Source organism: Pseudomonas sp. GB2N2, from assembly GCF_054897705.1.
On sequence record NZ_CM142701.1, the window covers coordinates 1,981,853 to 2,003,029 of the forward strand.

Sequence of the window (21,177 nt, forward strand, 5' to 3'; positions counted from 1 at the left end):
ATTAAAGCAACGCACTTCCATAGGGCGACACAACCAACTTCGCCCCATCCTGTTGCAAATCATCCAGCCGGGCCAAACTATGCCAAGCACTACAAGTTCACCCACCAGACGTATCGGCGTATTGGCTCTTATCTTCACCGCCTGCAATGCCAGCACCCACGGTTTCAGTATTTTCCTCTACTCCGCGTTACTACCCGAGATTCGCCAAGTGTTCGAACTGAGCTATAGCCAGGCCGCGTTCATTGCGGCGCTGCTGCAACTGTTCTACATGGGCGCATCGATTGCCAGCGGCATCGCGGCGGCGTGGATCAGCCCGCGCAACATGGTGCGCCTGACAATGGCCCTGAGTCCGGCGCTGTTGGCGCTGGCGGTCGCCACGCCGTGGGTGCTGCCGTTTGTGCTGTGCCTGGCGATGGTGTCGGCCTGTGCAGTGTCGAACTGGAACGCCATCGCCGCGCTGGCCGCTGAAGTGATCCCCGCCTCTCATCGCAGTCGCGTCCTGGGGCTGGCGTCTTCGGGGGCGGCGTTCGCGATCTGCCTCAACGGCGTGCTGATCGCCTTGTTGCACGGCATCTCCCTGACCCGTTTCTGGCTGATCTGCGCCGGCCTGACGCTGATCGTCACCCTGCTGACGTTCTGGGCGCTGGCCCCTCTCAAAGCCGATCCGCGCACCAAACCCACCGGTTCACCGTCGCTGCGCCGGGTACTGCGGCAGTGGCTGCACCTGTGCCTGGAGCATCCGGTGGCGATGCACATTTTGCTGCTCAGTGGTTTTATCGGCGGGATCAGCGGACCGTTCTTCAACTTTCTTTCAGCGTTTGCCAGCGAACGGCTGGGCGCCAGCGCGCAGATCACCGGGCTGCTGTGGACGCTGATCGGCATCGGCGGAGTCGCCGGCGGTTTGCTGTTGGGTTCGCTGGCGGATCGCTGGGGCGCACTCAGGGTCATGGCGTGGAGCATCAGCGCATTCGGCATGACGATGCTGGCGCTCTTGTGGCAACCGAGCCTGGGCCTGACCTGGCTGGCGGCCGGGCTGTTCGCGTTGTTCTATTTCCCGGTCTGGGGCTTGATGGCCGCGTACCTTAGCGCACGCCTGAACCCGGTGCAAAGCCTGCAAGTGGTGAGCCTGAGCATGGTCGGTTATGGGCTGGGCAGCGCCACCGCGAATTGGCTGTGTGGCTGGCTGCTGCAAGCCACCGGTCAGTTTGCGCTGGTGCACGGCTGGATCGTCTGCTGGGTGGCGGCCAGCCTGTTATTGCTGGGATTAATGGCCCGCAGTCAACGTCGTGAGGCCGCGCTGGGTCAGCCTTTCTGAACCGCTCAACCGGCGCGAGAGAATATCCACCAACACTTCCACCGGCGGCGCCTGACATTCAGTAGAGCGCCAGAACATCAAGCGCGCCGGTTCTATTGACGGAAAACCCTGCGCCTCATCGAGCACCTGCCAACCCGCCGGCACCAGGCGCCGCGCGGTGACGCCCACCGATTGCCCCTGCTCGACGGCAATCCCGATGCCTCGCGGGCTCTGGCTGGTGTAGACCACGTGCCACGGCCGCCCGGCTTCTGCCAGCGCGCGCACGGCGTTGGCGCGAAAGGCACAGCCCTCGGCGTACACCGACAGCGGCACCGACGCGTCTTCGCTGGCGCGCCAACCTTCAGCCGCCACCCACACCAGCGGCTCGTCACACAGGTATTCGCCCGTCGGCAGATTGTCGTGTTGCACGCCCAGCACCAGATCCAGTTCGCCACGCTGTAAACGGCTGACCAGCGCCGTGGACATCTCGCAACAAATGTCCGGCCGCACGTGGGGAAACTGCGCTTGAAAATCGCGCAGCACCCCGGCCAGGCAGAACTGCGCATAGTCCTCGGGCATGCCGACGTGAATGCACACCTCCTCGTCGGGCAACTGCATGGCGTTGATCGCATCCGCGTGCAGCTTGAGGATCTGCCGCGCGTAAATCAGAAAGGTTTTACCCCCGGGCGTCAGGCTCACCGAGCGACTGTTGCGCTGCACCAGCGGCGTGCCGACGATCTCTTCCAGCCGTTGCAGACTCTGACTGATCGTCGATTGGGTTTTGTGCAGGCGCTCGGCGGCTGCGGAAAACCCGTGGCACTCGATAATCGCGACAAAGACTTTAAGCAATGTCCCATCCAGTTCGCCTGACATCTCTATCGCCTCTGCCGATGGATTCGATCACAACTTGTAATTTCCACTTCGCACCTCTTTAAGCAACTATCGATTCAACGCCAAACACTGTTAATTGATAGTTTCAGGAGACTTGCATGAGCCTTCAACTTGCCGACGCCGAAGTGGGCGATATCAGCGACATCATTAATACCGAGTTGTACCCCATACATGATTCGGGCCATGTCCAGTTGCAGGCACTGATCGAACACGCCCGCGCCGAACTCGCCGAGGACGGTTGCTGCCTGCTGAAGAATTTCCTGCGGCCTGAAGCGCTGGAACAGGCTCGTGCCGAAGGTGAAGCACTGTCGGGCAAGACGTTTTACTCGGTGCGCAAGGTCAACGCCTATTTCACCGAAGACGACCCCACCCTGCCCCAGGATGATCCGCGCCGCACATTCATGGAGCGCACCAGCGGCTTCGTCACCCGCGACATGATTGCCCCGGACGCGATCATTCATCGCCTGTACGTCTCGCCGATGATGAAGCGCTTTATCGGTGCCTGCCTCAACGAACCGGAGATTTTCGAATATGCCGACCCGTTCGCCGGCCTGGTGATCAACGTCATGCCCGAAGGTACCGAGCAGCCTTGGCATTTCGACACCAACGAATTTATCGTCAGCATGATGACCCGCAAGCCTGAGGCCGGCGGTCTGTTCGAGTACGCGCCCATGATCCGCTCCCGCACCCAGGAAAACCTCGGCGCCGTCGGCCAAGTAGTGCGTGGCGAAGATCGTAGCCGCGTGCAGGAACTGGAACTCAACCCCGGCGACTTGCAGATCTTCAAGGGTCGCTTCTCGGTGCACCGTGTGACCCGCGTCGAAGGTGCGACCGAACGCAACACGGCGATCTTCGCCTACTCGGAAAAGCCCGGAATCATCGGCCGTGCCCAGCGCACCAAACAGCTTTACGGACGCCTGTCCGAAGCCCATCTGCAAGCCGAACGCAACCTGGTGCGCAGCGACCAGTTGCTCGACTGATTCACCTAAAAAAATTCTGAAAAAACCAACCGTATTTGCCCTGCGAGGAACACCCCATGAGTCTGTCCGGCCCTAACCGCAACCCCGCCGACTGCGAACCGACCTACGACGAGATCCAGCAAATCCAGCTCGACCGTTTGCAACGGGTGCGCAACGAACTGAAAAAACGCGACTACGCCGCCTGCGTGCTGTTCGACCCGACCCACATGCGCTACGCCACTGGCTCACGCAATATGCAGGTGTACTCGGCGCGCAACCCGGCGCGTTATGCGTTTATTCCGGCGGAAGGCCCGGTGGTGATCTTTGAATTCGGCGGTTGCCTGCACTTGGCGGAGAAGCTCAACACCGTCGACGAAGTACGCCCGGCCAAAGCCATCTCCTATTATTTCTGCGACAGCTTCCTGAACAACGTTACCGCCGAATGGGCCGCCGAAATCGATGAATTGGTGCGCAAGCACGGTGGCGGCAATAAGCGCATCGCCATCGAGAGTGCAACCTCGGCAGCCGCCTTTGAACTGCAGAAGCTCGGCTATCAGATTTTCGACGCCCAGGAACCGCTGGAACGGGCGCGCTGCATCAAGGTGCCGAACGAGCTGAAGATGATCCGCGCCAGCCTGCGCGCCACCGAGGCCGGCGTGCACTTGATGGAAAGCAAACTGGTGCCGGGCATCACTGAAAACGAACTCTGGTCGCACCTTCACCAACACGTTATTGCCACCGATGGCGACTACGTCGAAACCCGCCTGCTGTCCTCAGGCCCGCGCACCAATCCCTGGTTCCAGGAGTGCAGCACCCGGCCTATCGAGGCCGGTGACCTGGTGGCGCTGGACACCGACGTGGTCGGGCGTTTCGGCTATTACGCGGATTTCTCGCGCACCTTCCTCTGCGGCGACCAAGCCGCGACCGCCAAGCAACAGGAGCTGTACAAACTGGCCTACGAGCAAGTGCAGACCAACATGGAAATGCTCAAGGCCGGCCGCAGCTTCAAGGAATACGCCGAATTGGCGTGGAAGATCCCCGACAACTACAAGGCCAACCGCTACTTCGCCCTTGCGCATGGCGTCGGCATGACCGGTGAATACCCGTACGTGGTGCACCGCGAAGACATCGATGCACTGGGGTACGACGGCGTGTTCGAAGCGGGCATGACCATCTGCGTGGAAAGCTACATCGGCCACGACGAAGGCGGCGAAGGGGTCAAGCTCGAAGAGCAGATCTACATCCACGAAAACGGTATCGAATTGCTCTCCGACTACCCGTTCGATCCGCGCCTGATGCCGCGTTGAGTTGTCCCTGGACAGCGCCGTCACCTCCTTCGACGCTGTCCGTTTTGACCCTTGTTCCGCCATGGAACGAGGGGCGTTTGCGGCCACCGCGCACTGTTTCGTGCCCGCGTTTTCTTCCGTCCGGCCTGTCTAGCGCAAGCGGCAGCCTTCCTCACGGTCAGTAACATGCATTTATCGAACGTTTCAGCGTTGAATTTATCGTTTGTCGATCTTTGCCCAGATGACAAAACTGCGGGCATCTCAAATAAAAACAACATGAGAGCTGCCCTATGTCCTGTCCCGCCTCCGTCCTCCTGATCTCGTTGCGCCCTGTTCTGCTGCCGGCTTCACGCCTGTCTTGCCTGCGCCTTCGCGGTGCCTGCCACTGACAGTTTCGGTTCATCGAAAACCGACCGCGTCTGCCGCACGCTCTCATCTCGCGGCCAGTCGAAAAACGCATTTTTTGCACGTTATCGGAGAGGCATATGAAAGAGTTAATGACACTGGACGGCGCCCTGCCGCATCCAGCGGTAAACGACCTGTGCACCCACGTCAAAAGTGGCGAGATCAATCGCCGGCAATTCCTGCGCACTGCGGCGTTGCTGGGCATTACTGCGGCCAGCGCCAGCACCTTCCTCGGCTCCGCGCTGCTGGGTAATGCCGCTCGGGCTGCCGATGCTGTCACGCCACGTCAGGGCGGCAGCCTGCGCTTTGCCTGCGCCATCCAGGAAATCCAGGACCCGATGCTGATCACCTGGATCGAAGCCTCGAACCTGCTGCGCAACTCCCTGGAGTTTCTGACCTGGGTCGACGCCGACAACATCACTCACCCGTACCTGGCCGAAAGCTGGAGCCCGTCGGACGACCTGAAGATCTGGACCTTCAACCTGCGCCAGGACGTGAAGTGGAGCAACGGCGACACCTTCAACGTCGAGGACGTGCAGCACAACATCGAGCGCTGGATCGCAGCTGATTCGAAGTCGGTCAACCGCACCGCGTTCCAGGACATCACGGCCTTCGAAAAAGTCGGTGACTTTCAGTTCCGCCTGGTGCTCAAGCGGCCGATACTGGCGATTCCGGAAATGCTCAACGCCTTCACCTGCGCCATCGTCCACCGCAGCTTCAAGGCCGGTGACGACTGGGCGAAAAACCCGCTCGGCACCGGGCCGTTCAAGCTGGTGTCGTTCGCGGTCAACAAACAGGCGACTTTCGCCAAGCGCGCCGATTACTGGCGCAAACCGGCCAACCTCGACGAGTTGCGCTACGTCGACATGGGCACCGACATCTCCACCCACCTCGCCGCGTTGCAGGCCGGGCAGGTAGACGTGTTGTACCGCGTGACGGTCGCCGAACTCGACCTGGCCAAACGCTTGCCGGGCGCGCAGTTGCTGACCTGCAAATCGGCGCAGACCATCGTCATGCGCATGGCCTGCGACCAGAAACCGTTCGATGACCTGCGGATTCGTAAAGCCGTGGTGCTCTGCGCCGACAACGCGCAAATGCTCAAAATCGCCTACCGCGGCATGGGCACTTTAGGCGAAGACCACCACGTCGCCCCGTCCCACCCGGAATACTTCCCGCTACCCAAGCGTGCCCGAGACGTCGCCGGGGCGAAAAAACTCCTCGCCGACGCCGGGCATCCGAACGGCATCGACATTGACCTGATTGTCGGCAACACCCAGGGCCGCTACGAACAGGACTGCGCGCAGATCCTGCAGCAGAACTGCGCCGAGGCCGGCATTCGCATCAACCTCAAAGTCATCCCGGCGACTCAGTACTGGCCGATCTGGGACAAAGCCGCGTTCAGCCTTACTTACTGGGCGCATCGCCCGTTGGGCGTGATGTCGCTGGAACTGGCCTACCGCAGCGGCGCGGCGTGGAACGAAAGCCACTACAGCGACCCGGCCTTCGACGCTGCGCTGGACACGGCCATGGGCATCATCGACCCGAAACAACGGGCGCTGGCCATGCAAAGCGTCGAGCAAATCCTGCAAGACGCCTGCGTCATGGTGCAGCCGTTCTGGGGCGACAAATTCACCGCCGCCAGCAAGAAGGTCCAGGGCTTCAAGGTTCACCCCTCGGACTTCTACCCAATGGATGAAGTCTGGTTGAGCGCCTGATTCAAGCGCCTCGAATGCGCTCGCCCACTTCGGTGCGGCGGGCCGCCATCCCTTGATTAGCCGGAGCGTGCGAGCATGGCTGAATTTCTATTGCGCAAGTTACTGGCGCTGGCGGCAACCCTGCTGTCAGTGTCGGTAATCGTGTTCCTGGCCCTGGAACTGAACATCGAAGACGTTGCCATCAACGTCCTCGGCCCCTACTCCGCCGCCGACCAACGCGCCGCGTGGCTGGTGGAACATGGCTACAACCAACCCTTCGTCTGGCGCTACCTGGTGTGGCTGAAGGATTTTGTCCAGGGCGACTGGGGCACCTCGGTGCATTTTCGTGAACCGGTGATCGACCTGCTGCTGCCCAACCTCGGGCAAACCCTGATTCTCGCGGGCCTGGCCTTGGCGGTGATGGTGCCGGTGGCACTGACGCTGGGCATTCTGGCGGGCATTCGCCAAGGCTCGGCGGTGGATCGGCTGGTGTCGTTTCTGTCGATCGTCACCACTTCGATTCCGGACTTCGCCAGTGCGGTGTTCGTCTCGGCGATCTTCGTGTTCTGGCTCAACTGGTTGCCGGGCGTGAGTAGCATGAGCGACGGCTTCAATCCCGTGGAGCTGGCGCTGCCGCTGATGGTGTTGTGCCTGTTCGGCATCGGTTATCTGGCACGGATCACCCGCGCCTCAATGGTCGAGGTGATGCAGGCGCCGTATATCCGCACCGCCCGCCTCAAAGGCGCGTCGACCTCAAGGATCGTGCTGCGCCACGCGCTGCGCAACGTGCTGATCGCACCGATCACCGTGATCATGTTGTACATCCCGTGGCTGCTGTCGAACGTGATCGTGGTCGAGGTGTTCTTCGCCTACAAAGGCTTCGGGTCGCTGCTCTACACCGCGTCGCTGAACCATGACGTTTACCTGATCGAAGCCTGCGCGATGATCAGCGGCATCGTGGTCGGTGCGACCAAAATCTTCTCGGACCTGGCCTACACCTGGCTCAACCCGCGCATTACCCTGCGCAGTCTTGGCGGAGGCGGCCAATGAACTTCCTCAATTCGTTCAAACATCCCTTGGCGTTGCTCGGTTTGCTGCTGGTCGGCGGCTGGGTGGTCATGGCGCTGTTCGCGCCGTGGCTGGCGCCCCACGATCCACTGGAAAGCTTTACGCCGCTCCTGACCCCGATGACCGCGGATGACAGCGGGATGAGCTTCCTGCTGGGCACGGACATGATCGGCCGAGACATTCTATCGCGGCTGATCTGGGGCACGCGCACCGTGTTGTTCTGGTCAATCCTGGCGACGCTGACAGCGTTCGCCGTCGGCATCGCCATGGGCCTGTGCGCCGGTTACTTCAATGGCTGGGTCGATGCATTGCTGTCCTATGTCGCGGACACCGTGCTGTCGTTCCCGGTGCTGGTGCTGTACATCGTGATCATCATCGCCCTCGGCGCTTCTGCGCTGAATATCCTGATTGCGGTGACCTTCACCAGCGCCCCGGCGATCTTCCGGATCATGCGCGCGCTGACCATCGACATTCGCTCGCGGGACTACGTGCTCAGCGCCATCACTCAAGGCGAAGGTTCGCTGCGGATCATGCTGGTGGAAATCCTGCCGAACTGCGGCGGCCCACTGATCGTCGATTTCTGCCTGCGCATCGGCTACACCGCGATCATGATCGGCGCCCTCGGTTTCCTCGGCCTCGGCCTGCCACCGCCGACCCCGGACTGGGGCGGCATGATCAACGAAGGCCGGAGCATGGCCATTGCCTTCCCGCACCTGGTGATTTTCCCGTGCATTGCCATCTCCACCCTGATGCTCGGCCTCAGCCTGTTGGCGGACGGCCTGGACGAACACGCCCAGCAAGGCGCAAGGAGTTGAGCATGAACCCACAACAAGTGCTTCGAGTCGAAAACCTCTCCATCGAACTGCCCGCCGGCGCGGACCGTAGCCACGCCGTCAAAGGCATCAGCCTCGATGTACGCAAGGGTGAAATCCTTTGCGTGATCGGCGAATCCGGCTCCGGCAAATCGGTGCTGTCGGCGGCAATCATGGGCGACTACGCCAAAGGCCTGCGGCACAGCGAAGGGGTGATCGACTTCCTCGGCGACGACATCTGCCGCATGGACGAACAGGCATTACGCCGGTTGCGCGGCAACCGTATCGCGATGATTTTCCAGGAGCCAATGGCGGCGCTGAACCCGGCGATTCGCATTGGTCAGCAGGTCGAAGAAATCTTCGACATTCACGCACCCAACATGCCCGCCACCGAACGCCGCGAACGCATGCTCGCCCTGCTCGATTCCACCCAGCTGCCCGACCCGCCACGCATCGCCAACAGCTTTCCCCATCAGCTCTCCGGCGGCCAATGCCAACGGGTGGTGATTGCCATGGCGCTGGCGATGAACCCGGACTTGCTGATCGCCGACGAACCGACCACGGCGCTGGACGTGACCACGCAAGCCCAGGTGCTGAAACTGGTGCGAGACCTGCGCGGTCGTGGCCAACACGGCATTCTGTTCATCACCCACGACTTCGGCGTGGTCGCGGAAATCGCCGACCGCATCGCCGTCATGGAGGGTGGCGTGTTGGTGGAAATCGGTGAGCGCGATCAAGTGCTCAACGCGCCGAACCACCCGTACACCCGCAAATTGATCGCCGCCGTGCCGGCGCTGCACCCCGAATTGCACGCCCCCTGCGCCGACGGCGAATTGGCCTTGCGCATTGAGCACCTGACCAAAACCTACAACGTCGGTGGCCGTCGGGTGCCGGCGCTCAAGGATGTCTCGCTGCAACTGCCACGGGGCAAGACGCTGGCGATTGTCGGCGAGTCCGGCTCCGGCAAAAGCACGCTGGTGAAAGCCGCGATCCGGCTGGTGGACAGCGACAGCGGCCATGTCTGGGTCGGCGATACGGATTTCCTCGCCTTGCGCGGTTCGGCATTGGCGGCCAATCGGCGGCGGATCCAGATGATTTTCCAGGACCCTTACGGCTCGCTGAATCCGCGCCATCGCGTCGGCGACATCATCGCTCGCGCCGCGCAACTGCGGGGTTTGTCGGCCAAGGATGCGTGGACCGAGGCCGGTGATTTGCTCGAACAGGTCGGGCTCAAGCGCGACGCCCTCAAACGCAAGCCTCGGCAATTCTCCGGCGGCCAGCGCCAGCGCATCGGCATCGCCCGCGCCCTGGCGATGCGCCCGGAAGTATTGATCGCCGATGAGAGCGTCTCGGCGCTGGATGTCTCGGTGCAAAAGCAAGTGCTAGAGCTGCTCGCCGAACTGCAGCAGCGCCTCAACCTGAGCATTTTGTTCATCACCCATGACCTGCGCGTGGCGGCGCAGATCAGCGATTACATCGCGGTGATGCGCCAGGGCGAAGTGGTGGAATACGGCACGGCCGAACAGGTGCTGTTGCGGCCGCAAAACACCTACACCCAGACCTTGCTCGCGGCGGCCCCCGGTGCTTCGGCGATACCGGTATTGCCTGTCATTGCACCCACGCTGAGGCTGATTCGACCTCAAGCCAGCTAACCCTTTCAACCCTTTCCCCAGGTCGCAGCGTTCGCTGCGGCATGGGTTGCTGTTGCCAACCATAACTAAAAAAGTCAGGAGTATTACTGTGCGCACAACCACCCCTCTCGCGGTCCGTTCCATCGCCCTGATTCCGCTGCTCGGCGCCTTCGCGGCCCCGGCCATGGCGGTGCAGGTGACCGACAACCTCGACCTCGGCGGCGCCGTTCGCGCACGCTGGGATTACGACCCGGACCGCGACATTCAGAAGTTCGGCCTGGACACGGTGTTCCTCAGCGCCAAGTACCATTCCGACACCTGGATCGGCGAGGCTCAGTACCGTTTCTACGGTCGCTCGTACCCTTACCAGTACACCAAAAACTACGGTGACATACAGTTCGCCAAGTTCGCGTGGGCCGGCTACAAGTTCAACCCCGATCAGCAGGTGCAGGTGGGTTTGAACACCGTGCCGTTCGGTTTGCAGCCGTACTTCGGCAGCACCTTCTACGAAACCCTGGGCAACGTCATCGGCCTTGAAGACGTGCAACAGGTCGGCGCCAAGTACATCCAGCAAAGCGGCGACTGGAACGTCCAGGCCGGTTACTACCTGCGCCCTGCGTGGCAAGGCAAAGGCACCAGCAAAGGCGTGACCTACTCCAGCGTGGTCTCCGGGGCCGACAGTTACGTGGGCGATGGCAGCGACAACCAGGAACGCAACACCGTGGTCCTGCGGGTAGCGAAGGCCATGGACCTGGGACCGTGGAAATCCGAAGTGGGGCTCTCCGGCCTGACCTCGACCCTGGAAAACAAAGACACCGACAACGACGGCCGCCGCAACGCCGTGGCCGTGCATTACCTGGGCAAGAACGGTCCGTGGGGCGTGCAACTGCAAGCGGCGCGGCAACAAATGTCACCGCGCAACGCCGGCACCGATGAAGTGGTGACGCTGGGCGGTTACGACGGCACCTACAACGTCGCCAGTCGCGGCAATTTGTACGTCGCGGACCTGAGTTATGACGTCAGCGGCAAATACCTGTTCGACCAGATCAGCGGCGTGAAGCTGTACGCCAACTACAGCGCCTTCGATAAATCCGCCAGCGAGTTCAAGACCTCGGAGCGGTTGATCCTCGGTACGTCGTTTTCCTTCAGTAAATTGTGGATCGCGACCGAATGGTTGTATGGCAAGAATGATCCGTATATCGGCGGCAGCAGCTACACCCAGAGCTTGGGGGCCGGCGGGACCGATCATTGGGAGAGTCAGTTGTACATGAACATTGGGTATTACTTCTGACCCAGGCTTTTTGGCGTCCATGAGGACGCCTTCGCTGGCAAGCCAGCGATGACGTCCGCCCAAACAACACTTGCATCAGCCCATCACGGAGGAGTCAGATACGCCCTACAGAATATTCATCAAAAACAATAAACCTGCCCCACCTCGGCGTCAGGTCCGGAGCCACCTTTTCATGCGTCAACTGCCCTCGCTCAACATGCTGCGTGTCTTCGAAGAGGTCGCGCGGCATCGCAGTTTCAGTCAGGCGGCCCTGGGGCTAAATGTCACCCAGGGCGCGGTCAGCCGCCAGATCAAGCACCTCGAAGACTACCTCGGTGTCGCCCTGTTCATCCGCACGCCGCAAGGCCTGTCGCTGACTGAAACCGGGATTGCCCTCTCCCCGCAACTGAGTGACGCCTTCGACCACGTCGAACGCGCCTTGCAAGCGGTGCGCGTACCCAACTTGCGCCAGCGTCTGCGCATCGTCGCGCCACCGACCTGGGCCACGCGCTGGTTGTCGGCGCACCTGCGCGCGTTTTGCCAGCGCTACCCGGACATCAGCCTCAGCGTGACCCACCACAGCGGCCACGACAGTCTTGCGGAAATCGACTGCCACATCCGCTTCGGCCTCGACGCCGCGCCCCATTGCAACAGCCAGTTGCTGGTGATGGAACGGCACATGGCAGTGGCCAGCCCGGAATTGTTCGTCAACGGCCAGCCGCCGGACCTGCGGCAATTTCCGTTGCTGCACATCCTGCACGACGGCAAGCGCTTGAAGGTCTGGGAGAACTGGCTGGAGGCAATGGGTCGCACCGATGTCGATGCGGGGCAAGGGCTGGAATTCAGCACCCTGGATCAAGTGATCCACACCGCGCTGGCGGGCGGCGGCCTGGCCGTGATTGACCGGCAGATGATCGAAAAGGAACTGGAGAATGGCAGCCTGTTGCCGATCACACCCGTGGAAGTGATCGGGCCGTATGGCTATTGGCTGGATGTGGCGAACGACAAGCAGGGTTTGTCGAAAGTGCGGTTGTTCACCGATTGGCTCGGGCTGGTCAGCAATCCCTGAATCAACGATGCCCCTTGTAGGAGTGAGCCTGCTCGCGATGGTGTGTCAGCCACCTTGATGTCGACTGACACACCATTGCGAGCAGGTTCGCTCCTACAGTTGATTGATGTAGTTACTTAGATCGGGGCTACGACTTTTGCGGCCACCGGCGCACTGCCTTCCACTGGACTCTGCGCCTTGCACGCCTGGCTCAGTGTCAGCGATTTGGTCTCCGGCGCCCAGGCCCAGGACAACAACGCGCCCAACGCCAGAATCGCCGCCAGTATGCCCATGGTCGGACTCAAGCCGATCCCCGCCACACTCACCGGCATCAGGAACGTACTCACTGCCGAGCCCAAACGACTCACCGCCGTCGCCAGGCCAATCCCGCTGGCGCGCACTTCGGTCGGGAAGCTCTCGGCCGGGAATACGCCGACCAGGTTGCTCAACGCCGAGAATCAGCAGCATGTTCAGCATCAACTCAGTGCCAAACCCCTCGGCCAGGCCCATCTTCTGCAAAATCGACGGCAGGAAGGTGTAGATCGCGAAGTACGGCATCACGATGCAGACGAAGAACAGGCAATTGAACGCGGTGCGTGTGCGGTATTCGCGGCTGAACAAGACCGCGTAGCCGGAGCGGGTTTCGGTGGATTGGGTTTCGTCGAGTTCGACGTTGTCACCCAAGTGTTTCTTGACGATCGCACGTGCCTCGGCGATGCGGCCCTGATTGACCAACCAGCGTGGCGATTCCGGGGTGCCGATGCGGGCAATCAGGATGATTGCCGCCGGAATGGCCGACGACGCCAGCATCCAGCGCCAGGCATCGTCACCGAGGCTGAGCATGGCGGTGCCGGCGAAGGTGGCGGCGACGTAGCCGAAGGTCCAAATCACGCTGAACGAACCGAGCAGCACACCACGATGTTTCTTGCCCGCGATAGCAAAGTGTCAGCCAACATCATTGCTGAATGTATGGCCCTTATCGCGGGCAAGCCCGCTCCCACAGGGGTTGGCTGATGCTTTTAGAGGCCGCCCATCAACAGGTATTTGATTTCCAGGTAGTCATCCAGCCCGTACTTCGAGCCTTCGCGGCCCAGGCCCGATTCCTTGATGCCGCCGAACGGCGCCACTTCCGTGGAAATGATCCCTTCGTTGATTCCGACCATGCCCGCTTCCAGGCCTTCGGCCATGCGCCAGACGCGGCCGATGTCGCGGCTGTAGAAATAAGCGGACAAACCGTACGGTGTGTCGTTGGCTTTTTGCAGCACTTCGGCCTCGTCCTTGAAACGGAAGCACGCGGCGACCGGGCCGAAGGTCTCGTCCTGGGCAATCAGCATCTCGCTGTTGGCTTCGGCGAGGATGGTCGGCTCGTAGAATGTACCGCCGAGCGCATGGCGCCGGCCTCCGCACATCAGTTTGGCGCCCTTCTCCAGCGCATCGCCGACGTGCAGTTCAACCTTGGCCAGCGCCGCCGCGTTGATCAGCGGACCCTGTTCGGTTTCGCCGTCCAGTGCACTGCCCACGCGCATTGCCGCCACGGCTTCGGCGAGCTTGCCGGTAAAGGCCTCGTAAACGCCGTCCTGAATGAAGAAGCGGTTCACGCAGACGCAGGTTTGCCCGGTGTTGCGGAATTTCGAGGCCATCGCGCCTTTCACCGCAGCGTCCAGATCGGCATCGTCGAAGACAATGAACGGCGCGTTGCCGCCCAGTTCCAGCGAGACTTTTTTCAGGGTCTCGGCGGCCTGGCGCATCAGCAATTTGCCCGTGCGGGTGGAACCGGTGAATGACAGTTTGCGCACGACGCTGGAGGCTTGCAGCGCGCCGCCAATCGCCACGGCATCGCCGGAAACGATGTTGAACACACCGGCCGGAATGCCGGCCTGTTCAGCCAGCACCGCCAGTGCGAACGCCGACAACGGCGTCTCTTCCGAGGGTTTGAGAATCATCGTGCAACCGGCCGCCAGTGCCGGGCCGACCTTGCGGGTGACCATCGCCAGCGGGAAATTCCACGGTGTGATCGCGGCGACCACGCCGATGGCTTCCTTGACCACGATGATCCGCGCATCCGCCTTGTGGCTCGGAATCACGTCGCCGTAAGCGCGCTTGGCCTCTTCGGCGAACCACTCCAGAAAGCTTGCGGCGTACACCACTTCGCCCATGGCTTCGGCCAGCGGTTTGCCTTGTTCGCGGCTGAGCAGCGTCGCCAGATCCTTCTGGTTGCTCAGCATCAGCTCGCTCCAGCGCTTGAGCTTCTGGCTGCGTTCCTTGGCGGTCAATTTGCGCCAGGCCGGCAACGCGCGGTTGGCGGCGTCGATGGCCCGGTTGGTGTGTTCGGCGCCGGCCTTTTGCACATCGGCGATCAGCTCACCGTTGGCCGGGTTGAATACCGGATAAGTCGAGCCACCGCTGGACCATTGGCCGTCGATGAAATTGCCGTTACGGATCAGCGCGCTCATGCCACAGCCTCGGTCAGATTAAAGCGCTCAAGCCCCGGACGGGCCGAACGCAAGATACGTTTGCCAGCGGTATAATCGTTAATCACGTCGCACGGGGTGTAATTGCGTTCCAGCTCATGCAGTTCATCGGCATCGAGTCTGGTTTCCAGTGCCGCCAGGGCACTGTCGAATTGCTGGGTAGTGTCAGCACCGACGAGCATGCAGTCCACGCCTGGATGGTTGGCGACCCACGCCTGGGCGATCTGCGCATTGGACACGCCGCGCGCCCGGGCCACACGTTGTACCGAATGGGCGATCTCGAACGAGGCTTCGTCGCTGTACATCTGCTGGGTGAAGAAGTCAGTCTGGTTGCGGGTCGACTGCACGTCACCGGTCAGCAAGCCACGGGCCAGCGGGCTGAACACCGACACGCCGAGACCCTGGTCGCGGCAGAACGGAATCATCTCGCGTTCTTCTTCGCGGTAGGCGCAGTTCAGTTGCAGTTGCATGTTGATCGGTTTTACCCAGCCGTTGCGCTCGCAAACCATGAGGATTTTCGCCAGTTGCCCGGTGAGCATGGTCGACACGCCGATGTACCGCGCCTTGCCGGAACGCACGATGTCGTTCATCGCGCTCATGGTTTCTTCGACCGGGGTGTTCACGTCGAAGTAATGCAGCATGAACACATCGACGTAATCCATGTTCAGACGCTTCAGCGAGGCGTCGATGCTGTCCATGATGTGCTTGCGCGAATGGCCGCTGGCGTTGATCCCTGTGCGGGTGCCGTAGCCGACTTTTGTGGTGATCACCAGGTCTTCGCGACGGGCCAGGCGCTTGACGATGCGCCCCACCACTTCCTCGCCGACACCGGCGGAATAGAAGTCCGCGAGGTCGATGAAGTTGACGCCGTTGTCGAGCGCGTGCGCGACGATCGGTTCGCTTTTCTTCTCATCGAAAATCCACGGTTTCCAGTCCGGGGTGCCCATGTTCATGGTGCCGAGGCACAGGCGCGACACTTCAAGGCCGGAGTTGCCCAAACGAATGTATTGCATGGCGCGGACCTCAGGCTTTCGGCGTGTAGAAAGGGTTGCTGATGTGGTTGACCACATCCGCCAGTTGCGCAGTTTCCGGCTTGCCGGTCAGCGCGGCACGGATCGCCGTGCGGCAGGCGTTGTAGTTGTTCAGGTACACCGCGTCGAGGTCGTCGCACGCCGGGTTGACCCAGTTGGCGGTGACGATCGCCCACTCGTCTTCGGCTTCTGGCGGCAGGGTGCCGTCGAGCAAGGCTTCGAGCACCGCTTTTGCAATGCCGGCCTGGGATGCGCCCCAGGTGGCGTTGCCGTGCAGGTCGCTGCTGATCGCGGCTTTGTTGACGTAGAGGGTCATCGGTTTGACCGGGATGTTCGGCTGGGCGATCACCATGAACGGGCAATGGCCCTGGCTCGGCGATGCCAGGCTGTTGGCAAACGCCTGCCCGGCCGGGCCGTTGCGTGGGCCGATCAAAATGTTGATGTGCGCGGCGTTCACGCCTGGGCCTTCGAAGCCTTCACCGATGTACAGGTCGAGTTCTTTCATGAGTCGTTACTCTTCAGGGATTTTGGGTGATCAGATGTGCACGCGGACCGTGGAGATCGCGTGGCAAATGTCGGGGGTTGAAGAGCGCGGGATGTGGCGGACAGGATTAGTCATGGGTGCAAACGCTCTTTTTTGTTGTTGATGAGCTGTGTTTGCGATTTTTTAACACTGGGGGTTGGCGGGGCTGTAACCATTAAAAGTCATGAGGGTATGACCTGAAGTCATACCCTCAATCCCCCTGCGTCAACTGGATTATTGCGACATGTCGTCCTTCTTCATGGTGTCCTTGGACATGGTGTCTTTTTTCATTTCATCTTTCTTCATCGAATCCTTGGACATCGTGTCTTTTTTCATTGTGTCCTTGCTCATGCCATCTTTTTTCATCGTGTCTTTTTTCATGGCGTCCTTGGACATCGAGTCCTTGCTCATGCTGTCCTGGCTCATGCCGTTGGTGGTGGTCGCCTCAGCGGCAAACACACTGGCGGCGCCTACAGCGAGGCACATGGACAATACGACGGTGGTTAATGTTTTCATGATGAAACTCCTTGAAGCGCAGGTTGCGAATGAACGCAGCGTGAGCTGCGCGGTGAAGGTGTCGGGCGCCGTCAGCTGCCACCGAACCAGTTGTAGCCCTGGTCTTCCCAGTAGCCGCCGGTGTAGGTGTTGCTGACGAAAATCGCCTGGATGTGTTTGGGATTCTTGTAGCCGAGCTTGGTCGGCATGCGCAGCTTCATCGGGAAGCCGTATTCACGTGGTAGCACCGCACCGTCGTAAGTCAGCGCCAGCAGGGTTTGCGAGTGCAGCGCGGTGGCCATATCGATGCTGGTGAAGTAATCGTCGGCGCATTTGAAACCGACGTATTTGGCATTGGTGTCGGCGCCGACCCGTTTCAAAAAGTCGCTGAAACGTACGCCGCCCCAACGCCCGATCGCGCTCCAGCCTTCGACGCAAATGTGTCGGGTGATCTGCTCGTTCTGCGCCATGGCGCGCAACTCTTCGAGGCGCCAGCTGCGCTTGTCGGCGACCAGACCGGTGACTTCCAGCCGATAGCTTTCTTCCTCGACGGTCGGCGCGTCATCGATGCCGTAAAAGGCATTGAACGGAAATGGCCGGGTGATCATCGACGCCGGGTACGTCGGTGCGAGTGCATTGGGATTGAACAGCCAACCCTGCACCCGATCGTTGAACCGCGACATCGAGGACAACGCGGTGTCGACGCTGTCGTTGTCGGTGATGTTGCAGCCGGACAACATGGCCACGCCGCCGAGGGTCAGGCTGCGCATCAGGAACGAGCGGCGCGAGCGGTCTTCGATCTGCGGGGCAATGATCTTGCGGGCGTCGCTCAGTATCGAGGACTCGTCCAGGCCTTCGATGCGCTTTTTCATACGGGCTCCTTGCGACCAGCAATCATGGCCAATAGCGTTTTAGGCACCAGCGCAACCATCACCAGGTGCACTGCGACGAAGGCCATCAACAGCGCCATCGCAATGAAATGCACATGCCGCGCGGTGTCGTAACCGCCGAGCAATTCACGCAGCAGCGGGAACTGCACGGACTTCCAGATCACCAGGCCGGAGATCACCAGCAGCGTGATGTCGACCATCACGAACAGGTACGCGACCCGTTGCACTTGGTTGTAATGACTCAAATCGGCATGTCCCAGCCGACCGCGCAACGCGGCCCACAGATCGTGGAGCACGCCTTTCGGGGAGACCGGGAAAAAGCGGCGATAGAGACGGCCGCTGGCGAGGTTGATGATCAGGTAGATGAGGCCGTTGACGGCGAGGAACCACATCGCCGCGAAGTGCCATTGCAACGCGCCACCGAGCCAGCCGCCGAGGGTGATGCCTTTGGGGAAACTGAAATCGTAGAGCGGCGAGGCGTTGTAGATGCGCCAACCGCTGGTGACCATGACCAGCACCGCGAGGGCATTGAGCCAATGGGTCAGCCGTAGCCAGCGTGGGTGGGTGCTGACCGTGGGCGAAGCAGGTAACTGCGACATGATGGGCTCCCGGCGATTGTTGTTATTCGTTGGAGCCGAGTATGGAAGCCGACAGGTCGCCAAATCCTCACGTAAAGTTAAATTAAATGTGATAACTCGCGACGGCCCCAGGTTGTGGGTTTTGGGTTGAGTACATATCCGTTTCTGGGGTAACGACTGATATTGGTTTCGCCTTTACGGCGAGTCACTTGCAAAAGCGGCAAGTAACCAAGCGCTCTTTGCCCCACCACTTGGCACCTCGCTTAGGCTCGGTGTGCCCTCACTCCGGCATTGCTCCGCGGGTCGCCGCGATGGGCCATCCGTGGCCCAGCGCGGCTAAACCGGCATCCTTGCCGGTTTACCCGCTACGCAATGCCTGCGTTCGGCCAGCGTGGTTAATGGGGCGCCTGCAATCAAAATCTACGCCGAGGCGGCCTGATAGCCGACCTGGCTCTTTGTCGTGCGCATTCCCCCAGTGGGAGCGAGCCTGCTCGCGAAAAATGCCCAGACGACACGTTCATTCAGGCAGTACGCGTTATCGTTGACGTCCATCGCGAGCAGGCTCACTCCCACAGGGGATCGGCGTCAGCCCGGAGGTTGTGCACGACCAAACAAGCGCAGCGCGCCCGCTTGACGCCCCGGTCGGCCCAGAGGCCGCCGCGTTTTTGATTTTGATTTTGATCGCAGGCGCCCCGTTAACCACGCCGGCCGAACGCAGGCATTGCGTAGCGGGTAAACCGGCAAGGATGCCGGTTTAGCCGCGCTGGGCCATGGATGGCCCATCGCGGCGACCCGCGGAGCAATGCCGGAGTGAGGGCACACCGAGCCTTAGCGAGGTGCCAAGTGGTGGGGCAAGAGCGTTTGGGTTACTTTTGCGCTCTATCAAAAGTGACTCGCCGTAAGGGCGAAACCAATCCCCGCCATCACACATAAAACGGATATGCCCCTCGCAAGCAGGCTCACTCCCACAGTGGTCGGAGTTGTCAGCCCAATACACGCAAATAGGGTTAAAATGCCGCCCCCTCAAATGGCCCGACCCGACCCGATGAATTCCGAAGCGCTCACCACCCTCCACGCCCACCTGCTGACCGCGCTGGCAACGGCCCCCGCCGAAACCCGCCGGCTGTTTCACGGTCGCGGGCGCTGCTGGCCGGGGCTGGAGCAATTGACCGTCGACTGGCTGCAGGGTGTAGTGCTCGTGTCACTGTTCAAGGAACCCGAAGCGGCGCAGCTCGACGAGCTGAAACAGCGGCTGATGGAAATCACCCAATCAGCCGAGTGGACGCAATCCGGCTCGCACACCCTGGCGCTGCAACATCGGTACCTGCTCCAAAGCACCACCGAATGGCTGGTCGGGGAAGTGATCGAGGACATGACCATTACCGAAGCCGGCCTGCGCTACCGCGTGGACCTCGGTCGCAAACAGAACACCGGGCTGTTCCTCGACATGCGTTACGGCCGCGACTGGGTCCGCGCCAGCGCCGAGGGCAAACGCGTGTTGAACCTGTTCGCCTACACCTGCGGTTTTTCCGTGGCGGCCATCGAGGGCGGCGCCGAACACGTGGTCAACCTGGACATGTCCAGCGCGGCCTTGAACCGGGGCCGCGATAACCACCGGCTCAACGGCCACGACATGAGCAAGGTGACCTTCCTCGGCCACGACCTGTTCAAATCCTGGGGCAAGGTGATTGGCAAAGGACCGTACGATCTGGTGATCATCGACCCGCCGTCGTTTCAGAAAGGCAGTTTCCTGCTGACCAAGGACTACCAGCGCGTGCTGCGCCGCTTGCCGGAATTGCTGACCCCGCAAGGCACGGTATTGGCCTGCATGAACGATCCGGCGCTGGGTGCGGACTTCTTGATCGAAGGCGTCATGCGTGAGGCGCCGGGCCTGCGGTTTGAGCAGCGGCTAGAGAACCCGCCGGAGTTTCCGGATGCGGATGCCGAGTGTGGGTTGAAGGCGTTGGTGTTTCGTCGGTAACACCGCGATGAAACATTCAACGCAACTATCGCGGCTGCAACACCAGCGCAAACAACTCCCCATGCCCGTTCACATTGAGCTTGTGATAGACGTTGCGCCGATGCACTTTCACCGTTTCCGGTGAAATCCCCAATTGCTGGGCAATCGCCTTGCTCGAAAACCCCTGAAGAATCAGCCGCGCCGTTTCGATCTCTCGCACTGTCAGGCGTGCGTCGAAACGATCCAGCAGCGTCGCGAGATCCCCGGCCACGGCTTCGGCGACCGGGCCTTCGGGCAGGGTCAGTTGCAGGTGGTGACGCATCGCGGCCAGCACCCAGTCACGCACGCAGAGCAGCCGGCCCTGCTCTTCGAGGGTAAAGCGCGTCGAACGGCCGAGTGACAAACCGAGTACAGCACCGTCGAGGTTGATCATGAACTGCAACTCGTCAGCACCCACCACCGAGCGAAAGTAGCTCAGGTAGTACTCGCTCTGCTGGAACTGGTCGGGCGCCAGCGAATCGAGGCTGTGCAGACCGTCGGCGATGCCGGCGCAGGCTGCCTGATAAAACGGATCGAGCAGGTACATGCCAGCGCTGTAGTCGGCCAGTTCCTCAGGCTCGTCGCCACTGCCCTTGCCGTCGAAATCGATCAGCAGGCGCGGCACCCGCCCTGGGCGCATCACCGCAACCAGCGCGTTGTCCAGCGGCACCAGCAACCGCAGCGTATCGACCAGCGCGCGCCAGAAAACGTCGCGGCCCAGCGCGCCAAACACCCGCGCCAGCCCCTGATGCACCGGCAGTTCTTTCAGCAACGCGTCCACGCACTACCCCTTTCGAGTAACCCATGATGGGAATGGGTGAGTTACCGGCCT

Annotated in this window: 18 protein-coding genes and 1 pseudogene; 10 read left to right on the forward strand and 9 right to left on the reverse strand. The window is 61.2% G+C overall.

What is annotated here, in order from left to right:
• The first annotated feature begins 79 nt into the window (after positions 1–79).
• On the forward strand, positions 80–1,315 hold the full coding sequence (locus ACYZT4_RS08970; protein ID WP_461987059.1) for an MFS transporter: 1,236 nt from the start codon (positions 80–82) through the stop codon (positions 1,313–1,315).
• Here the strand turns inward: ACYZT4_RS08970 and ACYZT4_RS08975 are convergent.
• A complete protein-coding gene (locus tag ACYZT4_RS08975) occupies positions 1,265–2,167 on the reverse strand; it encodes a LysR family transcriptional regulator (protein WP_461987061.1) in 903 nt (300 codons plus the stop codon). The two genes, ACYZT4_RS08970 and ACYZT4_RS08975, sit on opposite strands and share 51 nt — an antisense overlap.
• A 116-nt stretch (positions 2,168–2,283) precedes the next feature.
• Between ACYZT4_RS08975 and ACYZT4_RS08980 the strand changes: the two genes are divergently transcribed.
• The 8 genes from ACYZT4_RS08980 (at position 2,284) to ACYZT4_RS09015 (ending at position 12,379) form a co-directional block, all read left to right on the forward strand.
• Positions 2,284–3,165, forward strand: coding sequence for a HalD/BesD family halogenase (locus tag ACYZT4_RS08980; RefSeq protein WP_461987062.1), 882 nt, complete (start codon positions 2,284–2,286; stop codon positions 3,163–3,165).
• Between the two features lie 56 nt (positions 3,166–3,221).
• Positions 3,222–4,451, forward strand: a complete 1,230-nt coding sequence (locus ACYZT4_RS08985; protein ID WP_461987064.1) for a M24 family metallopeptidase — start codon at positions 3,222–3,224, stop codon at positions 4,449–4,451.
• Positions 4,452–4,915: 464 nt separating this feature from the next.
• Entirely contained in the window at positions 4,916–6,550 is a 1,635-nt protein-coding gene (locus ACYZT4_RS08990) for an ABC transporter substrate-binding protein (protein WP_461987066.1), read from the forward strand.
• Between the two features lie 75 nt (positions 6,551–6,625).
• Positions 6,626–7,579 carry an ABC transporter permease gene (locus ACYZT4_RS08995; RefSeq protein WP_461987067.1) on the forward strand — a complete coding sequence of 318 codons (954 nt, stop codon included), beginning with the start codon at positions 6,626–6,628 and terminating at the stop codon, positions 7,577–7,579.
• Positions 7,576–8,412, forward strand: a complete 837-nt coding sequence (locus ACYZT4_RS09000; RefSeq protein WP_461987069.1) for an ABC transporter permease — start codon at positions 7,576–7,578, stop codon at positions 8,410–8,412. Before ACYZT4_RS08995 ends, ACYZT4_RS09000 begins: the two co-directional genes overlap by 4 nt.
• 2 nt (positions 8,413–8,414) lie before the next feature.
• Positions 8,415–10,061, forward strand: a complete 1,647-nt coding sequence (locus tag ACYZT4_RS09005) for a dipeptide ABC transporter ATP-binding protein (RefSeq protein ID WP_461987071.1) — start codon at positions 8,415–8,417, stop codon at positions 10,059–10,061.
• 163 nt (positions 10,062–10,224) lie between these two features.
• The gene (locus ACYZT4_RS09010; protein ID WP_461988611.1) at positions 10,225–11,331 is read left to right on the forward strand and encodes a hypothetical protein; all 1,107 of its coding nucleotides are present in this window, start codon (positions 10,225–10,227) and stop codon (positions 11,329–11,331) included.
• A gap of 172 nt (positions 11,332–11,503) precedes the next feature.
• Positions 11,504–12,379 (forward strand): LysR substrate-binding domain-containing protein, encoded by an 876-nt coding sequence (locus ACYZT4_RS09015; RefSeq protein WP_461987073.1) that lies wholly within the window; start codon positions 11,504–11,506, stop codon positions 12,377–12,379.
• Positions 12,380–12,495: 116 nt separating this feature from the next.
• On the opposite strand, the pseudogene ACYZT4_RS09020 reads toward ACYZT4_RS09015, so the two are convergent.
• The 7 genes and pseudogenes from ACYZT4_RS09020 to ACYZT4_RS09050 form a co-directional block, all read right to left on the reverse strand.
• Positions 12,496–13,285: pseudogene (locus ACYZT4_RS09020) on the reverse strand (MFS transporter); the annotation flags it as partial.
• Positions 13,286–13,377: 92 nt separating this feature from the next.
• Positions 13,378–14,811 (reverse strand): NAD-dependent succinate-semialdehyde dehydrogenase, encoded by a 1,434-nt coding sequence (locus ACYZT4_RS09025; protein WP_461987074.1) that lies wholly within the window; start codon positions 14,809–14,811, stop codon positions 13,378–13,380.
• A complete protein-coding gene (locus ACYZT4_RS09030) occupies positions 14,808–15,842 on the reverse strand; it encodes an aldo/keto reductase (RefSeq protein WP_461987076.1) in 1,035 nt (344 codons plus the stop codon). Before ACYZT4_RS09030 ends, ACYZT4_RS09025 begins: the two co-directional genes overlap by 4 nt.
• Before the next feature lie 10 nt (positions 15,843–15,852).
• On the reverse strand, positions 15,853–16,365 hold the full coding sequence (fae, locus tag ACYZT4_RS09035; RefSeq protein ID WP_008043405.1) for a formaldehyde-activating enzyme: 513 nt from the start codon (positions 16,363–16,365) through the stop codon (positions 15,853–15,855).
• Between the two features lie 252 nt (positions 16,366–16,617).
• Positions 16,618–16,899 carry a pentapeptide MXKDX repeat protein gene (locus ACYZT4_RS09040; protein ID WP_461987078.1) on the reverse strand — a complete coding sequence of 94 codons (282 nt, stop codon included), beginning with the start codon at positions 16,897–16,899 and terminating at the stop codon, positions 16,618–16,620.
• A 71-nt stretch (positions 16,900–16,970) separates the two neighbouring features.
• Positions 16,971–17,750: a molybdopterin-dependent oxidoreductase gene (locus ACYZT4_RS09045; RefSeq protein WP_461987080.1), complete on the reverse strand. Its 780-nt coding sequence runs from the start codon at positions 17,748–17,750 to the stop codon at positions 16,971–16,973.
• Positions 17,747–18,367, reverse strand: coding sequence for a cytochrome b/b6 domain-containing protein (locus tag ACYZT4_RS09050; protein ID WP_461987081.1), 621 nt, complete (start codon positions 18,365–18,367; stop codon positions 17,747–17,749). Before ACYZT4_RS09050 ends, ACYZT4_RS09045 begins: the two co-directional genes overlap by 4 nt.
• 1,024 nt (positions 18,368–19,391) lie before the next feature.
• Between ACYZT4_RS09050 and ACYZT4_RS09055 the strand changes: the two genes are divergently transcribed.
• Positions 19,392–20,327, forward strand: a complete 936-nt coding sequence (locus ACYZT4_RS09055; RefSeq protein ID WP_461988613.1) for a class I SAM-dependent methyltransferase — start codon at positions 19,392–19,394, stop codon at positions 20,325–20,327.
• Between the two features lie 25 nt (positions 20,328–20,352).
• Here the strand turns inward: ACYZT4_RS09055 and ACYZT4_RS09060 are convergent, their stop codons facing one another.
• Entirely contained in the window at positions 20,353–21,126 is a 774-nt protein-coding gene (locus ACYZT4_RS09060) for a helix-turn-helix transcriptional regulator (RefSeq protein WP_461987083.1), read from the reverse strand.
• Between the last annotated feature and the right edge of the window lie 51 nt (positions 21,127–21,177).

Coding starts and splice junctions, on each gene's coding strand:
- ACYZT4_RS08970 (WP_461987059.1), top strand. CDS start 80: ATGCCAAGCACTACAAGTTCACCCACCAGACGTATCGGCGTATTGGCT.
- ACYZT4_RS08975 (WP_461987061.1), bottom strand. CDS start 2,167: ATGTCAGGCGAACTGGATGGGACATTGCTTAAAGTCTTTGTCGCGATT.
- ACYZT4_RS08980 (WP_461987062.1), top strand. CDS start 2,284: ATGAGCCTTCAACTTGCCGACGCCGAAGTGGGCGATATCAGCGACATC.
- ACYZT4_RS08985 (WP_461987064.1), top strand. CDS start 3,222: ATGAGTCTGTCCGGCCCTAACCGCAACCCCGCCGACTGCGAACCGACC.
- ACYZT4_RS08990 (WP_461987066.1), top strand. CDS start 4,916: ATGAAAGAGTTAATGACACTGGACGGCGCCCTGCCGCATCCAGCGGTA.
- ACYZT4_RS08995 (WP_461987067.1), top strand. CDS start 6,626: ATGGCTGAATTTCTATTGCGCAAGTTACTGGCGCTGGCGGCAACCCTG.
- ACYZT4_RS09000 (WP_461987069.1), top strand. CDS start 7,576: ATGAACTTCCTCAATTCGTTCAAACATCCCTTGGCGTTGCTCGGTTTG.
- ACYZT4_RS09005 (WP_461987071.1), top strand. CDS start 8,415: ATGAACCCACAACAAGTGCTTCGAGTCGAAAACCTCTCCATCGAACTG.
- ACYZT4_RS09010 (WP_461988611.1), top strand. CDS start 10,225: ATGGCGGTGCAGGTGACCGACAACCTCGACCTCGGCGGCGCCGTTCGC.
- ACYZT4_RS09015 (WP_461987073.1), top strand. CDS start 11,504: ATGCGTCAACTGCCCTCGCTCAACATGCTGCGTGTCTTCGAAGAGGTC.
- ACYZT4_RS09025 (WP_461987074.1), bottom strand. CDS start 14,811: ATGAGCGCGCTGATCCGTAACGGCAATTTCATCGACGGCCAATGGTCC.
- ACYZT4_RS09030 (WP_461987076.1), bottom strand. CDS start 15,842: ATGCAATACATTCGTTTGGGCAACTCCGGCCTTGAAGTGTCGCGCCTG.
- fae (WP_008043405.1), bottom strand. CDS start 16,365: ATGAAAGAACTCGACCTGTACATCGGTGAAGGCTTCGAAGGCCCAGGC.
- ACYZT4_RS09040 (WP_461987078.1), bottom strand. CDS start 16,899: ATGAAAACATTAACCACCGTCGTATTGTCCATGTGCCTCGCTGTAGGC.
- ACYZT4_RS09045 (WP_461987080.1), bottom strand. CDS start 17,750: ATGAAAAAGCGCATCGAAGGCCTGGACGAGTCCTCGATACTGAGCGAC.
- ACYZT4_RS09050 (WP_461987081.1), bottom strand. CDS start 18,367: ATGTCGCAGTTACCTGCTTCGCCCACGGTCAGCACCCACCCACGCTGG.
- ACYZT4_RS09055 (WP_461988613.1), top strand. CDS start 19,392: ATGAATTCCGAAGCGCTCACCACCCTCCACGCCCACCTGCTGACCGCG.